The sequence below is a fragment of the Diaphorobacter limosus genome (assembly GCF_033100095.1).
Classification (GTDB): Bacteria; Pseudomonadota; Gammaproteobacteria; order Burkholderiales; family Burkholderiaceae_C; genus Alicycliphilus; species Alicycliphilus limosus.
Map to the genome: position 1 here is coordinate 3,961,237 of NZ_CP136921.1, position 14,256 is coordinate 3,975,492.

Genomic DNA, 14,256 nt, shown 5'->3' on the forward strand with positions numbered 1-14,256 from the left:
ACTTATAAGTGGTTGCCGTTCCGGGCGTTTTCCACGTTTCAAGTTTCGTGATGCAACTCCACCAAATTTCCGATAAACCCCAGCCTGCGGCAGTGCTGCCGGGCTGGCCCGTGCTGCGCCTGGGGTTCAGGCCCTTCTATCTGGCCTCGGCCCTGCTGGCCTGCCTTTCGGTACCGGTATGGGCGGCGGTGTTCCTGGGCTACTTCGACATGAAGTTGGAGCTCTCGCCCCTGCTGTGGCATGGGCACGAGATGCTGTTCGGCTTTGCCGCCGGGGTGATCGCCGGCTTCCTGCTCACGGCCGTCAAGGCCTGGACGGGGCTGGAGACGGCACGCGGGCCGCTGCTGGGCACCCTGGCCCTGGTGTGGGTGGCGGCGCGCATCGCGGCGCTGGTGGCGCCGTATCCGGTGTTCATGGGGCTGGACATGGCCTTGCTGCCGGCCGTGGCCCTGGTGCTGCTGCGCGTGCTCATCAAGTCCGGCAACAAGCGCAACATTCCGCTGGTGTCGCTGCTGGTGCTGATGTCCATCGCCAATCTGGTGTTCCATCTGTCGGTGCTGGGCGCCATTGCCGTGCCTGCCGTGGCGCCGCTGTATGCGCAGCTGGCGCTCGTCATCATGGTGATATGCGTGATGACCGGGCGCGTGGTGCCCATGTTCACCAAGAACGTCACGCCAGGCCTGGTCATCAACGTGTCGCGCAGGTTCGAACTCACGCTGCTCACCGTGACGGCCGCCACCCTGGCGCTGTGGGTGCTGGGCGCGCCCGCGCCGCTGGTCGGCGTGCTGAGTGCCGTGGCCGCAGTGCTGCATGCCGCACGGCTGTGGCAGTGGCACCCGCGGGTGACGCTCAAGCGTCCCATCCTGTGGATTCTGCATGCCTCTTACGCCTGGATGCCCATGGGCTTTGCGCTGCTGGCGCTGGCGCAATGGGGCCTGGTGGGGGTGTCGCTGGCCGTGCATGCATTTGCCATCGGCGTGATTGGCGGGCTCATTATCGGCATGATCACCCGCACCGCGCGTGGCCATACCGGGCGGCCTTTGCTGGCCTCGCGCGGCGAGGTGGTGGCCTATGCACTGGTGCTGCTGGCCGCCGTGGCGCGCGTGCTGGTGCCTGCCCTGCAGCCGGCCTGGTATGCCTACGCCGTGGAGGCCGCAGCCTGCCTGTGGGCCGTGGCATTTGCGATCTATCTGGTGATCTACACCCCCTGGCTCACGCAAACGCGCCTGGATGGCAAGGATGGCTGAGCCGTTTTTCTTTTTTCTCTCCGACTCTTTACCTGAAAGGTTGAACCATGAGCTCCACCGTTGCCGAAATCGACGTGCGCACCATCGCCCCCTACGAGCGCCATGCGCAGCTGTTTGCCCGCTTTGACGCCCTGCAAACCGGCGAGGCCTTCGTGATCGTGAACGACCACAACCCCGTGCCCCTGCACATGCAGCTTGAAGGCCGCGCACCTGGCCAGGTGGCCTGGACTTATCTGCAACAGGGCCCGGATCTGTGGCGCGTGCAGATCGGCAAGCAGGCGGCGTCCAAGCATGGCGTCGAAGGCTCCTGCTGCTCGGGCGGTGCCTGCGGCTGATTCCGCTTGTCAATCAAATGAGCACGGGGCAAGCATCACGGCTGTAGTTGGCGTGCAAGTCCGCGTGCGCACCGTGGCGGCCGTCCTTGGCACCGCTGCGGTGCTCGGCCAGGCGCCGCTCTGGCAGCATGCGTGCGGGATAGCCGCGCTGCCGCAGTCGCCATGGCGCCTGGGCGCCTTGGCGGGGCGAGCCCATTGAACAACAGCCTCAGATTTCACTGGGCCAGATCACCAGGTCAAGCCTGTCAGCCGGCGGGGCTCAGCAGCTCGGACACATCGGCATACACGTTGTGCAGGGTCACGGCAACATCCAGGCTGCGCAGCGCCAGCGCGTCATCTGGGTGGGTGAATACCTTGTGCTGCCAGCGACCCTCGTCATTGAGTTGATACAGGTCGGCCTGCAACCGATCCTGGCGCAGCAGCAGGTACTCGCACAGGCTGGGCAGCAGGCGGTAGGCAAACAGCTTTTCGCGCGCGTCGATGCGCTCGGTGCTGGGCGATAGCACTTCCACCAGCAGGCAGGGATGGCGGCGGTAGTACGGAGACTCCTTGTCGTCCGGGTCGCAGGTCAGCAGCAGGTCAGGGTAATAGAAATAGCTGCCAGTGTCGTGATCAACGCGCACCTTCATGTCGGCAATGAACAGCTGGCAGTGTTTGCGACGTGCCGCTGGCAGCAATGCTGCATACAAGGAGCCAGCAATGAAGCCATGCTTGTCACTGGCGCCGCCCATGGCCACGACCTGCCCGGCCAGGTATTCGTGCTTGATGTCACCGCCCTGCTCACCCTCAAGGTAGTCCTCGATGCTGGTGTGAGCTTGAGGCTGCGTCGGGGTAGTCATGTGCGGTACTCCTTGGATGGATCTTGCCATCCTACAAGAGCGGGGTTACTTGCCCCAGCAGTCCGGGTTGTAGCCGGCGTCGTAAGATTTTTTGCCATCGGCACCACGCACCCCGGTGTTGCTCAGCGTATAGGTGCCGCACTTGTCGCCCGCCTGCGCGCCCTTTGGCGCTGCCTCGAGCGTGTAGGCTGCATTGGTGTTACCCGCCTGAAAGGCAATGTCATAACGCTTGCTGGCGTCGCCGCTCCAGGTGAGCGCGGTGGGCAGCGTGGTCGGGTAGGTACCCGTGGCGGTCGCCGCCCGCTCCAGCCACTGCTGCGCCTGCAGCAGCCCGGCACGCGCATCGGCGCGGTGGCCGCGGCGCACGAACTCGGTATAGCTGGGGTAGGCAATGGCCGACAGGATGCCGACGATGGCCACCACGATCATCAGCTCGATGAGGGTGAAGCCTTGTTGCCGCATGGTGATGCGAGTATTGATTTTTTGTGTCATAGGTCGGATTGGTCGTCACTGGATCTGACGCCAGCTGGGGCGCAAGGATTCTTCAGGCATGGCGGCGAGGTGCTCCTTGTTGTTCTTCGCGTCAATGTCCACGTTCTCAAATTTGTCCTTCTTGATGATGCTGTGCGGGCCTTCGGTCACCTTGGCACGGGAGATGCTGATCAAGCTTGGGCCATCGGTGATGGCGTCACCGCCCGGGTTCAGAAGCGTTCCCAGTTCAAATTTCCCGTTCTTGTCCTTGTCCACGATGGCGATGGACGGGGCCTTGCCATCCATGATGTTGACAAAGGTGCGGTACTGGCGTTCGCCGTCCACGGAGGCTACGTCACAGCTTTCGACGTTGGGATTTGCATTTGATCCCTTGGCGGGCACTTGCGACCACACCGTCAGCAGGTTGCTGGAATCGTAGAACTCAAACGGTTTGAGCAGGCGCTCGCCAACCGCTGGCAAGTCCAGATACCAGCCGTTCCAGTTGGCCCAGGTCTTTTCGGACAGAACATCGACTTCCTTGATGGCGCCATAGTCGCCCAAGTTGATATCGATGAACTCGCGCTTGGCCAGTTTGGCTGTTGCAGCACCGGCGCCCAGTGCTGTGGGTGCAGGAATGCAACTGGTGCCAGGGCAGGTGCCGGCGCCTAGATGCACCTCAAGGCGCTTGCCCAGGGGCGTGGTGATCTGACGGTAACGGGTGTTGTCCAGCACCGAGTACAGCGTTTGCACATCCGCGTTGGTGGGGTCGTTCGTGGTGATGTTGCGGCCGGTGCCAAAGCTCACCATCATGCCGCCCACGCTCAGGGTTTGCTTGGGCGATCCCACTTCCATTTTGCGGTCATTGGCCCTTGCGGTGGGCGCCGCAACAATGGGTTGAACCTTGGTGCGCGGGCCATTGAGCGCGGCGGGCCCCAGCGCCGTGAATAGCGGTTTGCCGCCAAACGCCACTGCCCAGTTGGCGGGGTTGTGGCTGGTCAGGTCGAATTTCCACAAATTTCCCTGGTTGTCACCGGCATAGACCAGGTCGGTAAGGCCATCGCCGTTGAGGTCCACCACACGCGGCGAGGCCAGGCCGTTGTCCGCGGCCTTGCCGGTACCGGCACTGTCGGTGGTAACGGGCAGGCGCAGCAACTCCTTGGCGCCGTCGAGGTACTGCACCAACAGCACCGGGCGCTGGTTGGCGCTGTTGTAGCCATTGCCCAGCACCACGGCCCAGCGGTTGTTGTTCATGCGCGTGATTTGCGTGGTGCGCATGTTGTCGTTGTCGTCTCGCACGGGGCGGGCCGTTATGTGGCCGATGTCCTTGTCTTCATCTACTATTTGAAGGCAGGCGGCTTGTTCCGCGCCCGTGAGGACGGCGCAATTGGGCGCAGATTCGCCGGCTCCGCGCGTGCGATCGAGCTTGACCAGTTGCGCGGCATTGGTCTCTGACATCCCCGGGGTTCCGTTGCCCAGATTGTTGGCGCTTGGGTTGGTGACATCCAGCACAAAGTAACCCTTGCCGCCCAGGCCCAGAGTGCCTACCAGCAGCGTGCGCCAGTTGGCGGTGTAGATGCCGTAATTGGGATCGTTGGGATCCTGCATGCCGCCGTTGAGGTCTACGTCGCCCGTCATGGGTGAACCATCGACGAAATACTTGTGCTTGTTGTTGTACTGCGGATCTGTCAGCAACGTGAGTGTGGGAATGACCCCGCGCGGCACATAGGCGAGTTTTTCTTGTCCGTCGTACGCTGCAAATCCGTGCAGCATGCCGTCGTTGCCACCGACATACAGCATGCCTGGGCGGGACTTGTGGTACTTCACGAAGGCTGTGTAGCCTTTGAGCATATGGTTGGCCGCAGGTGCCCCGGTGTACCACACGTCGGAGTTGATGATGTCGCCCTGGATGCTCATGCGCTGGCGGAAGGGCTTGGATCCGCTATAGCCCCCGGGGTCCACCCCCTCCAGGGATCTGTCACCCCGGATGTAATCCAGCCGCTGCTGGCCTTTGGTGGCGCCCTCATCGACGTTGCTGCTGTTTTTCTGCAGCCACAGCTTTTGGCTGGTGCTGAGCTTGCTTTCATCTGCCGCCCATTGAAAGGGAACCCCGCCCTGAAAGGCGGTTCCAGTCCACTTGTCGCTCCAGCTCAACACCAGGCGTGAGCCAACGGTTGCGGCGTCAAGCAGGTCTGCAGTGGACTTGCCATTCCAGTTGGGGTCTTGGTAGGTGGTGCCGTCCTTTTTGACTTTGTCTGCGGTGATGGTGCCCTTCCAGAACTTGTTGGGTTCGTAGCCAGCGGTGTATTTGCCGACTTCGCTGCTTGAGACGTTGGAGCCGCTGGTGGCGCTGGCGCTGAGGTTGGGGGCGGTGGCGGTATTGATCTGGCCGAAAATGTCGCGGAAGGCTTGCTCCAGATCCTCGCCCTTGGTCACCGCATAGAACCGCCCCCTGCCGTTGATCGCGGCGTGCCACAAATCCAGCGAGCGCTTGTTCTCGTTGTCCATCACGGGCCAGGTTTTCGTGCCAGTCACAAGATCCTGGAAGCTGCCCGTGAACTTGAAGGGCAAGCGGTCGCTGGCGGCCGGGGCAAAGATATTGGATGCACCCGGCCAGGTGGTGGCATCGTTACTGAAGCCGATGGTGTAGGTGACCATGTGCGGCCACCTGGCGGGGTTGTAGCGCGGGTTCCAGTAGCGTTCAAGGATGGCATCCTTGTTGGCGCTGTCCTTGCCGAAATTTTCGGTAGGCGGGGCCTTGTTGTAATCGGCTGGGGTCTGCATCGTGCCAGTCATGCCGCCGGTCTGCATGGGGACTGCCCAGCTGTAGAACGCCCAGTCGGCCAGGGTGGTTCCATTATGGTTGTCGCGGTAAAGCGCTGTCTTGGCGATGTCAGCCGCGCTTGCGCCGCCATACCCCATGCCGTCTGGCAGGGTCAGGTTGGTGGTGTTGTCACGCTTGTTGGCGTCCGGGACTGACAGCGCCGCACCGTTCCAACGCCCGTCGGTCATCATGATGTGATAGCTGCGCCTGCAGGCGAGGTACGGTGTGTCCGTGGTGCCTGGGTTGCTTGCCCAGGGGCTGTTGACCGTGAGCGGCCGGCGCATATAGGCATCGGCCTGGCTGAACATCAAGTGAGACGGGGTGCCGTTGGTTGCCTTGATGCTGCTGACGAAGCTCAGAAAATTGCTGCGATGGCTGCCCTCCAGGATGCGCATGGAGTTTTGCCGCATGGTTGCGCTGTCAACGTTTTTCGCATCCGGGGAGTTGCCGTTGTTCCACATGGTTTGCCATGCCAGGCGGATTTTTTTGTCTGGCAACAGCGTTGGGTCGTACTGTGGGTGTGTCGGGTCAAAAATCGACGTGAGTGCGTATTTCAGGATGTTGATGCGCTTGGCATCGATGGGCCAGGTGCCGTCGGCAAGGGGGGTGGTGATGGTTGCGTCGCCAGTCCATGAGTTGGTGACCTTCCAGTCCATGCTCCCCGAGTCATCCACGGAGATGATGACATTCGGGCGCACATAGGGTTCGACCGTTCCAGGCGGCGCCTCGGCCAGGTTGAGTGCCCAGGCACTGCAGGGTGCAACAACGGCGCCGGCCGCCAGGGCGAGCATGGTTTTGCGAAAACGAGGGGCAGCGGTGCGGGCCATGGCTGGCTCCTTGGTTCAATGGGTTAATGGCAAAAATGTGGCAGTGGCGTGCTTCGATCAATCACGACTTGCTACATAAGCGGTAGCGGTTCAGTCTTTGCGTATTTGCCGGGCGTAGGTTTGCTGCAGCACGGCCATGGTGCCGGGCTTGCGCCCATAGGCCAGGGCGGTGATGCGGTACACCACGTTGGGCGTCAGGTTCAGACGCAGCAGGTTGTCGGTGGTGGCGCCGCCAACGATCAGGCCTGAGTTCTTGCTGCTTTCGTCGTAGTTCATGACTTCGATCCAGTACCAGCCGCCGCGGTTGTCGGCGCTGCGGTCTGCCAGGATGGGGTTGGCGGGGCTGCTGGCACTGCCTACGGTGGCGCCGGTGTAGTCGCCGTAGCGGGCGCCGACGTTGGCCTTGGTCATGTCTTCCAGCTTGAATTCATCGGCTTGTAGATTGGTGGGGGCGGGACTGGTGGCGCTGGTGTAGTTCCAGAAGTCCTGTCGGCCGGTGCGCTTGACGCACAGACCGTCCTGGCACTTGGTGGGCTGTGCGTCCAGGTCGGCCAGCAGGGGGGTGACCTCCTGGGCGGACAGCGGAATTTTCTGTGCGCTGCCCAAATCCCGGCATCCGGCGATGTTGCACGCGGTGCCATCTGGAAGCTCGCGGCGGATGTCGAGTTCTGCATCCTGCAGCAGTGCCTGGGCGGCTTCGAAGGCGCGCTGGTAGTCGGCATCGTTGCCCACTACCAACTCATTGAACAGCGAGGTGCGCGAAGCCCACAGCGCCAGCAGCATGGACAGCATCACGAAAACGATGACGACAAACAGTGCCACGCCGCGCTGGCGCTGGCGCTGGCCCGGGATGTGGTGTGGTAGGGGTTGCATGAAGGTTTTTCTGGCAAGCGGGGGTTACAGCACTGTTCCGATCAGCCCCTGGCTGCGCAGCTGGAAGACGTTGCGAAAGGGGACATGCATGCGGCGTGCGCGCACGCCGGTGAGGGTGCTCATATCCACAGCAGTGCCGTCGCAGTCGGTGTAGTTGCTGCCGGCCGGCAGATCCATGGCTTCGGTGCCGTACAGCACCAGGCACACCTCCACCGCCTGCACCTGGGCCCAGTTGGTGACGCCGCTGGCATCGACCTGGGTGAGCGTGGGGGTGCCCGCTGCGTTGTTCTGTACCAGGTAGCGCACCTGGAAGTTGGCGACGTTCTGCAGTATGGGTTGCCCGTCGCCGTCCGTCGGGGGAGTGGGCAGTGCGGTGGACGGGTTGCCGGCACAGCGCAGCTCGCTCTTGCTGCTGACCCAGAAAGTACTCTCCAGCCGCTCATGGTTGCTGGTGTCCGCCGGACCGCCCAGGCAGTTGCGCGAAGGCGACGGATCGATCGGATTGATGAATGACGGGTCGGTGTAGCGCCGATAGCCGACGACAAGGGTCGCCGGGGCGGCTGTGCCGCTGACGATCTGTTCTGACTTGCCGGCATCGAAACTGTAGAGCGACGTTGCCGAGGTGGCCTGGGTCTCGAATGCAACCGGGGCCAGATAGAGGTCGGCGGCCACGACGGTCCCCGGGTTGCGGTTCAGGCGCAGGGAGCCGGCCTGGCGCAGTTGTTGCCCAAACAGGCGCATGGCGTAGGCCCCCTGTTGCTGGATGCCGCTGGCGTCGCTGACGGTGCCGGAGATGCCGCGCGAGACCATCAGCGCACCCAAGGCCACGGCCACGACCAGCAGGCCGATGGCAATGCCGACCATCAGCTCGAGCAGCGTGACGCCGCGCTGCGTGCGATGTGGCAACGCCTTCTGAGGGTGATATTGGGCTGATGCGCTTGCGGATAAAGCGTTGGAAGCTATAGTTTTTATGGTCATCTCACGCTCCCGGGCAGACGTACATGGTCGCCGCACTACCGGGCGCGTAGGGCGCGCAACGCGAGGAGACCGGGATGTACTGCAGGTGGCAGGTGTGGTCGGCAGGGCAGATGTCGGTGCCCGTGGTTGTGCCGCCGCCGCTTATTAGGTTGCCGCTGGAGTCGTGAACCATGGTGGCGTCGATGTTTTGCTTATAGGCAATGGCAGCGACAGGGTTAGGTTCATAGCGTTCGTTCTCGCGCCAGGCAATCATTACGCCGAGCTGCCGCCCTTGTCCTGCAGCCAGCCCACTTTCAGCTGGCGGCACGAAGATGCTGACCTTGCCGGCCGGAAGGGTGTCGCCAACCGCCTTCTTCCACACGGCCAGGTCGTAGGCAGCCTGTTGCGTCAGATTGCAGCCGCTGGCGCAACTGCCAACGCTGGGTGAGGCGGCGAAGTTGGCGACGTAGGCATTCAAATTGGCCAGGGCGCTGGGGTTGGTCCGCATGCGCTCGCCGAGGTCTTCGATCAGGCGGATAGCCTGGGCGCGGCGCAGCGAGGTGGAGGTGTCGGTCAGGGTGCGCATCTGTACGCCCAGGATGCCCAGGATGCCGAGCGCAGCGACGACGATGGCAACCAGGGATTCGATCAGGGTGATACCGCGCTGACGGTGTGATGTGGGGTGCTTCATTACGTGGAACCTGTGCAGGGGATGGCCGCAGGCGGGATGATCCTGACGCGTCCACCCAAACTCATGCAGACGCCGCGTGCGGCCGCATTGGTGGTGGGTTTGTTCAGCGGAACGAGGCTGAATCCAAGCCAGGCGCCATTTACAAGACCCCAGCGATTGAGTTCGATGCTGGCACCGCCGCCGGTGCGCGACACCTCTACGTTGCCGGGCGACTCATAGCGGCGCAGCTCCGGTTCCCCGGTGTCGCATGCGCCGTTGCCGTTGGTATCGGCGCATACAAACCAGCCGCAGTCCCAGTCCTGGTTGGTGGTGGCCGTGGTGCACCCGCCGGTGTTGTTGGGAAGCTTCTGTATCGCCACGTTCCCGCCGCGCTTGATGGCTTCGGAGCGTGCGTAAAAGATGGTGGACTGCAGAGCCTCGGTTGCCTGGCGTACGCGCCAGCCTTCCATGAGTGGCGTGAAACTCGGCGCCGCCAGCGCCGCGAGGACGGCCATGATGGCCACTACCACCATCAGCTCGATGGCCGTGAAGCCGCGCATGGGCGTGGCGCCGGCGTGCCATGTGCGCGGGAGGTAACGAGTGTGCGAACGTTGCATGCTTTGATGCTACTTGTAACGGAATCCTGTGCTGTAACCAGCCGGACAAGCGGAGTCGAAATCGCGACAGGCGGCATTTCGGTGTCGCGCATGGGCATCGATGCAGTCCATTCGCGGTAGGCTTGTTACATGTTGCTCTGGACTTTGGACGCTGCCGTGCCGGCGCTGGCTCTTGTGCTGGCCCTGGTCATTGATCGCCTCTGGGGCGAGCCCCCCGCGCCCTTGCACCCCGTGGTGTGGATGGGGCGCGCGCTGGGCGCCTGCGGCGCGCGTCTGGCGCCGGGCCGGGCTACGGGGCGCGATTTATGGTCTTTTTGGCTTGCAGCGCTTATTTGGTGCGCGCTGGCAGCTATCGTTTTGTTTTTGGCTGCAGCCCTGCAGTGGCTGGCCTGGGCCTATCTGCCGGCCTGTGGCGTGGCGCTGGTGCTGGGGCTGCTGCTCAAGCCCCTGCTCGCCTGGCGCATGTTGCGTGACGAGGTGCTGGCAGTGGAGTCCGCCCTGGGGCAGTCGCTGGCCGCCGGGCGTGCGCGCCTGGCCTGGCTGGTGAGCCGCGATGTGCAACAGTTGGACGAGACGGCGGTGCGCGAGAGCGCCATCGAGACCCTGGCCGAGAACCTCTGCGATTCGGTGGTCGCGCCGCTGTTCTGGTTTGTGCTGCTGGGCCTGCCGGGCGCGGCGCTGTACCGCTTTGCCAATACGGCCGATGCCATGTGGGGCTACCCCGGCATGCGTGGCGGGCGCTACTGGCAGTGGGCTGGCAAATGGGCTGCGCGGGCCGACGATGTGCTGTCGTGGCTGCCGGCGCGGCTGACGGCGTTGCTGCTGTGGGCGGCGGCGCTGGGCGCGGTGCGCTGGCGCGATGTGCGGACGCAGGCGCGCGTGACGCCGTCGCCCAATGGCGGCTGGCCCATGGGCGCGATGGCCCTGGCGCTGGGGGTGCGGCTGTCCAAGCCGGGGGTGTATGTGCTGAATGCCGCGGGGCGGGTGGTGCTGGCGGGGGATGCGGAGCGGGCGTTGCGCTTGGCGGCCAGGGCTATTGCGGCACTGGTGATGTTGGCGGTGGTGGGCTTGGAGTCAATCACCCACTTCAAATAGCGGAATCACGCAGCGCACTATTGGCGTGTCAGGGTCAGGTGTGATTGCGCTGTGCGTTATCGGCGTAATAGCCAGCGAAGGTCGTATTGCTTAAAATGTGTACACATTGATCCACAAATCAGGAGTTTCTCCATGGAAGCCACAAAGGTCGGAATTCGCGAATTTCGTGCGGATCTGGCCGAGTACATCGCTGCGAACAGCCCGGTCGCGGTGACTCGCCACGGTCAGACGGTCGGTTACTTCATTCCTGTACACGGCCAGGCCGAGGCGGATTTGGTGGCGCTCCAGAAAGCCAGCCAGTCACTCGACAAGCTGCTGTCTGCGCAAGGCGTGGACGTAGAGGACATCGTGACCGACTTCAAGAAGGCGCGAAAGAAGAGCACTTCCGGCGCCGGTGCCGGGGCCAAATGAACGACGCGGCCATTGTTCTGGATGCGAACATCCTGATCCGCGCGGTGCTTGGCCAGCGTGTCCGTGAACTGATCCGGGCGCATGCCTCCACGGTCAAGTTCTTCGCGCCCGATGTGGCGTATGCGGATGCGCGCAAATACCTGCCGGCGCTGCTGGATAAACGTGGCGTCGATCCCATCCCCGCTATGCAAGTGCTTGATGCACTGGAGCGCATTGTTCATCCCCTGGACGTCGAGGTCTACGGCGGACTGCAACAGCAGGCACTGCGGCGCATCAAGACACGGGATGCCGACGATTGGCCGGTGTTGGCTTGCGCCATGGTTTTGGGGTGCCCCGTCTGGACGGAAGATGCCGATTTCTTTGGCACCGGTGTCGCAACCTGGACTACAGATCGTGTTGCGCTGTATCTGGGCGACGTGTAACACCACCCGGCTCGCTATTGGAGCGGCAGCAAGGCTTGATCCGGACGGTGCACCTGCGCTTTTCAGTTTCTTGTGTTGTATTCGCTTGGCTATAGTGCCCGCCCATGTCTGACCAAGCCCCGGCGCACGGTGGCCCCGACGCCCTGGGCGTGCCGTTACACGACTTTTCCACCAATGCCAATGCCTGCGGGCCTTGCCCCGTGGCCTTTGCCGCGCTGCAGCAAGCCGACCGCCAGCATTACCCCGATCCGGCCTATACCCGGCTGCGCGCGTTGCTGGCGGGCTTTCATGGGGTGGACGTCGAGCGCATCGTGATCGCCGCCAGTGCCAGCGAGTTCATCCATCGCATCACGGCCCATGCGGCGCGCAGCGGCCTGCGCCGCGCCGTATCGCCGGCACATGGCTATGGCGACTATGCGCGCGCGGCGCGCAACTGGGGTTTGGATTGCGGCACCGGGCAGGCCATGGCGCCCGCGCTGCACTGGGCCTGCGAGCCCGCGAGCCCGCTGGGCATGGCGGATGCGGCGCTGGCCGCATGGGTGCAACGGCAGGGCGATGGCGCGCTGCGCGTGCTCGACTGCGCCTATGCCCCGCTGCGCCTGGACGGTCAGGCCACGGCGCTGCCGGAAGGGGTTTGGCAGCTGTGGTCGCCCAACAAGGCCCTGGGCCTGACGGGCGTGCGCGCGGCCTATGCCATTGCGCCGGCCGCTGCCGTGACCGATGGCAGCGCTGCGGCGCTACGGGCGCTGGCGCCGTCCTGGCCGCTGGGGGTGGATGGCGTGGCGCTGCTCAGCGCCTGGGTGCAGGCCGACACGCAGGATTGGCTGGCCCAGTCGCTCGCCACCTTGCGCCAGTGGAAGGCGGCGCAGCTGCGGTTGTGCGCCGATCTGGGCTGGGCCGTGCTGCCGGGCAGCCTGGCCAACTTCTTCACCGCCCGCCCGCCGGTGCCAGACCTGGCCGCCGCGTTGCAGGCCCTGCGCGCGCAGGGCATCAAGCTGCGCGACTGCGCCTCGTTCGGCCTGGCCGGCCATGTGCGCCTGGGCGTGCTGGCGCCGGCTGCGCAGCGGGCCCTGGCCGCAGCATGGCGACAATGGGCGCCATGACGCACAAGACATTGCCCGGCCCGGCGCGGGCCATCATGGTGCTGGGCACCAGCAGCGGCGCCGGCAAGAGCTGGCTGGCCACGGCCCTGTGCCGCCACTACAGCAACCAGGGGTTGAAGGTGGCGCCGTTCAAGGCGCAGAACATGAGCAACAACGCGCGCGTGGTGGCCACGCCCGATGGCGCAGGCGGGGAGGCAGGCGCCTTTGGCGCCTGGGGCGAGATCGGCAGCGCGCAGTACTTCCAGGCCCTGGCCGCGCGCGCTGCGCCCGACGTGCGCATGAACCCGCTCTTGCTCAAGCCCGAGGCCGACACGCACAGCCAGGTGGTGCTGCTCGGGCAGGTGAACAATGAGCTGTCGGCCATGCCCTGGCGCGGGCGCAGCGCCAGCGTCTGGCCGCAGATCGCGGCGGCGCTGGATGAATTGCGCGCCGAGAACGACGTGGTGGTCATCGAGGGCGCGGGCTCGCCGGCCGAGATCAACCTGCATGACAGCGACGTGGTCAACATGCGCGTGGCGCGCCACGCTGGCGCGCGCTGCCTGCTGGTGACCGACATAGACCGCGGCGGCGCGTTTGCCCATTTGTACGGCACCTGGGCACTGCTGCCAGGCGATGAGCGCGCCTTGATCCAGGGCTTTGTACTCAACAAGTTCCGTGGCGACGCGGCGCTGCTGGCGCCCGCGCCCGAGCTGCTGCAGGAGAAGACCGGCGTGCCGGTGGTGGCCACCATCCCCATGCAGTGGAACCACGGCCTGCCCGAGGAGGACGGCGTATTCGACATGGCCACCGCTACCGCCGGCGGTGCGGTGCACACGCGCATCGCCGTCGTAGCCTATCCGCGCATCAGCAATCTGGACGAATTCCAGCCCTTGAAGAACGTCCCCGGCGTGCTTCTCACCTGGGCGCGCTGCCCGGCGGACGTGGAGGGCGCCGACTGGATCATCCTGCCCGGCTCCAAGGCCACGGCCGCCGACCTGGCCTGGCTGCGCGCGCAGGCTCTGGATGCGGCGATTGCCCGGCATGCCGCGCGCGGCGGCCGCGTGCTGGGCATCTGCGGCGGCCTGCAGATGCTGGGTGAGGCGCTGATAGACACCCTGGGCGTGGACGGCAACGGCCCTGGCCTGGGCCTGCTGCCGCTGGTGACCAGCTTCGAGGCGCGCAAGACCGTGCGCCACACCCGGGCGCGCTTTGGCGAGGTGCGGGGCGCCTGGGCGGCGCTGGCCGGGGTAGAGGTCGCCGGCTACGAGATCCACCACGGCCAGACCGCCCAGCACCCGGCCATGGCCGCCAAGGGCGACGTGGCGCGCGAGCTGATCCCCCGCCTGGCCTGGCAGAACCCGGCCGGCAACGTGCTGGGGCTGTACCTGCACGGCCTGTTCGAGGACGCCGCCGTGCTGCGCGCACTGTTTGGCGCCGACGCGCCCACGCTGGAGCAGGTGTTCGAGCGCATGGCGGCGGGCGTAGGGTGGTGGTTTGCGCCCGAGGCCCTGGCCCTGGATTGATTTGAATGGAATTGCCTGACTGGCGACATGCCCCAGATAGCACGCTGCAGTAGCACCGCGTGATTC

15 protein-coding genes and 1 pseudogene are annotated in these 14,256 nt (G+C 64.7%); 7 read left to right on the forward strand and 9 right to left on the reverse strand.

The window, feature by feature from the left end; genetic code table 11:
- The first annotated feature begins 50 nt into the window (after positions 1 to 50).
- Together P4826_RS19070 and P4826_RS19075 are read left to right on the forward strand one after the other, a co-directional pair.
- On the forward strand, positions 51 to 1,247 hold the full coding sequence (locus P4826_RS19070; protein ID WP_317701912.1) for an NnrS family protein: 1,197 nt from the start codon (positions 51 to 53) through the stop codon (positions 1,245 to 1,247).
- 47 nt (positions 1,248 to 1,294) lie between these two features.
- The gene (locus P4826_RS19075) at positions 1,295 to 1,582 is read left to right on the forward strand and encodes a DUF2249 domain-containing protein (protein ID WP_317701913.1); all 288 of its coding nucleotides are present in this window, start codon (positions 1,295 to 1,297) and stop codon (positions 1,580 to 1,582) included.
- 13 nt (positions 1,583 to 1,595) lie between these two features.
- Here P4826_RS19075 and P4826_RS19080 read toward each other — a convergent pair whose 3' ends face one another.
- The 9 genes and pseudogenes from P4826_RS19080 to P4826_RS19115 form a co-directional block, all read right to left on the reverse strand.
- Positions 1,596 to 1,778 (reverse strand): hypothetical protein, encoded by a 183-nt coding sequence (locus P4826_RS19080; RefSeq protein WP_317701914.1) that lies wholly within the window; start codon positions 1,776 to 1,778, stop codon positions 1,596 to 1,598.
- Between the two features lie 49 nt (positions 1,779 to 1,827).
- Positions 1,828 to 2,421, reverse strand: a complete 594-nt coding sequence (locus P4826_RS19085) for a Uma2 family endonuclease (protein WP_317701915.1) — start codon at positions 2,419 to 2,421, stop codon at positions 1,828 to 1,830.
- A gap of 45 nt (positions 2,422 to 2,466) precedes the next feature.
- Positions 2,467 to 2,883, reverse strand: a complete 417-nt coding sequence (locus tag P4826_RS19090) for a type IV pilin protein (protein WP_317701916.1) — start codon at positions 2,881 to 2,883, stop codon at positions 2,467 to 2,469.
- A 45-nt stretch (positions 2,884 to 2,928) separates the two neighbouring features.
- Positions 2,929 to 6,540, reverse strand: coding sequence for a pilus assembly protein (locus P4826_RS19095; protein ID WP_317701917.1), 3,612 nt, complete (start codon positions 6,538 to 6,540; stop codon positions 2,929 to 2,931).
- Positions 6,541 to 6,630: 90 nt separating this feature from the next.
- Entirely contained in the window at positions 6,631 to 7,413 is a 783-nt protein-coding gene (locus P4826_RS19100) for a pilus assembly PilX family protein (RefSeq protein WP_317701918.1), read from the reverse strand.
- 24 nt (positions 7,414 to 7,437) lie between these two features.
- Positions 7,438 to 8,223 carry a PilW family protein gene (locus P4826_RS19105; RefSeq protein ID WP_425605274.1) on the reverse strand — a complete coding sequence of 262 codons (786 nt, stop codon included), beginning with the start codon at positions 8,221 to 8,223 and terminating at the stop codon, positions 7,438 to 7,440.
- 42 nt (positions 8,224 to 8,265) lie between these two features.
- A pseudogene (locus P4826_RS19755) lies at positions 8,266 to 8,391 on the reverse strand (hypothetical protein); the annotation flags it as partial.
- 1 nt (position 8,392) lies between these two features.
- Positions 8,393 to 9,061, reverse strand: a complete 669-nt coding sequence (gene pilV, locus P4826_RS19110; RefSeq protein WP_317701919.1) for a type IV pilus modification protein PilV — start codon at positions 9,059 to 9,061, stop codon at positions 8,393 to 8,395.
- Positions 9,061 to 9,657, reverse strand: a complete 597-nt coding sequence (locus P4826_RS19115; RefSeq protein ID WP_317701920.1) for a GspH/FimT family pseudopilin — start codon at positions 9,655 to 9,657, stop codon at positions 9,061 to 9,063. Before P4826_RS19115 ends, pilV begins: the two co-directional genes overlap by 1 nt.
- A 129-nt stretch (positions 9,658 to 9,786) precedes the next feature.
- On the opposite strand from P4826_RS19115, the gene cbiB reads away from it, so the two are divergent.
- From cbiB to P4826_RS19140, 5 genes are all read left to right on the forward strand, one after another.
- Positions 9,787 to 10,752, forward strand: coding sequence for an adenosylcobinamide-phosphate synthase CbiB (cbiB, locus tag P4826_RS19120; protein WP_317701921.1), 966 nt, complete (start codon positions 9,787 to 9,789; stop codon positions 10,750 to 10,752).
- A 132-nt stretch (positions 10,753 to 10,884) separates the two neighbouring features.
- The gene (locus tag P4826_RS19125) at positions 10,885 to 11,163 is read left to right on the forward strand and encodes a type II toxin-antitoxin system Phd/YefM family antitoxin (RefSeq protein ID WP_317701922.1); all 279 of its coding nucleotides are present in this window, start codon (positions 10,885 to 10,887) and stop codon (positions 11,161 to 11,163) included.
- Positions 11,160 to 11,585, forward strand: a complete 426-nt coding sequence (locus P4826_RS19130; RefSeq protein WP_317701923.1) for a PIN domain-containing protein — start codon at positions 11,160 to 11,162, stop codon at positions 11,583 to 11,585. Before P4826_RS19125 ends, P4826_RS19130 begins: the two co-directional genes overlap by 4 nt.
- 104 nt (positions 11,586 to 11,689) lie before the next feature.
- Positions 11,690 to 12,688: an aminotransferase class I/II-fold pyridoxal phosphate-dependent enzyme gene (locus P4826_RS19135; RefSeq protein ID WP_317701924.1), complete on the forward strand. Its 999-nt coding sequence runs from the start codon at positions 11,690 to 11,692 to the stop codon at positions 12,686 to 12,688.
- Complete coding sequence (locus P4826_RS19140) at positions 12,685 to 14,190, forward strand: cobyric acid synthase (RefSeq protein WP_317701925.1); 1,506 nt, start codon at positions 12,685 to 12,687, stop codon at positions 14,188 to 14,190. Before P4826_RS19135 ends, P4826_RS19140 begins: the two co-directional genes overlap by 4 nt.
- Positions 14,191 to 14,256: the final 66 nt, after the last annotated feature.

Coding starts and splice junctions, on each gene's coding strand:
- P4826_RS19070 (WP_317701912.1), top strand. CDS start 51: ATGCAACTCCACCAAATTTCCGATAAACCCCAGCCTGCGGCAGTGCTG.
- P4826_RS19075 (WP_317701913.1), top strand. CDS start 1,295: ATGAGCTCCACCGTTGCCGAAATCGACGTGCGCACCATCGCCCCCTAC.
- P4826_RS19080 (WP_317701914.1), bottom strand. CDS start 1,778: ATGGGCTCGCCCCGCCAAGGCGCCCAGGCGCCATGGCGACTGCGGCAG.
- P4826_RS19085 (WP_317701915.1), bottom strand. CDS start 2,421: ATGACTACCCCGACGCAGCCTCAAGCTCACACCAGCATCGAGGACTAC.
- P4826_RS19090 (WP_317701916.1), bottom strand. CDS start 2,883: ATGCGGCAACAAGGCTTCACCCTCATCGAGCTGATGATCGTGGTGGCC.
- P4826_RS19095 (WP_317701917.1), bottom strand. CDS start 6,540: ATGGCCCGCACCGCTGCCCCTCGTTTTCGCAAAACCATGCTCGCCCTG.
- P4826_RS19100 (WP_317701918.1), bottom strand. CDS start 7,413: ATGCAACCCCTACCACACCACATCCCGGGCCAGCGCCAGCGCCAGCGC.
- P4826_RS19105 (WP_425605274.1), bottom strand. CDS start 8,223: ATGGTCTCGCGCGGCATCTCCGGCACCGTCAGCGACGCCAGCGGCATC.
- pilV (WP_317701919.1), bottom strand. CDS start 9,061: ATGAAGCACCCCACATCACACCGTCAGCGCGGTATCACCCTGATCGAA.
- P4826_RS19115 (WP_317701920.1), bottom strand. CDS start 9,657: ATGCAACGTTCGCACACTCGTTACCTCCCGCGCACATGGCACGCCGGC.
- cbiB (WP_317701921.1), top strand. CDS start 9,787: ATGTTGCTCTGGACTTTGGACGCTGCCGTGCCGGCGCTGGCTCTTGTG.
- P4826_RS19125 (WP_317701922.1), top strand. CDS start 10,885: ATGGAAGCCACAAAGGTCGGAATTCGCGAATTTCGTGCGGATCTGGCC.
- P4826_RS19130 (WP_317701923.1), top strand. CDS start 11,160: ATGAACGACGCGGCCATTGTTCTGGATGCGAACATCCTGATCCGCGCG.
- P4826_RS19135 (WP_317701924.1), top strand. CDS start 11,690: ATGTCTGACCAAGCCCCGGCGCACGGTGGCCCCGACGCCCTGGGCGTG.
- P4826_RS19140 (WP_317701925.1), top strand. CDS start 12,685: ATGACGCACAAGACATTGCCCGGCCCGGCGCGGGCCATCATGGTGCTG.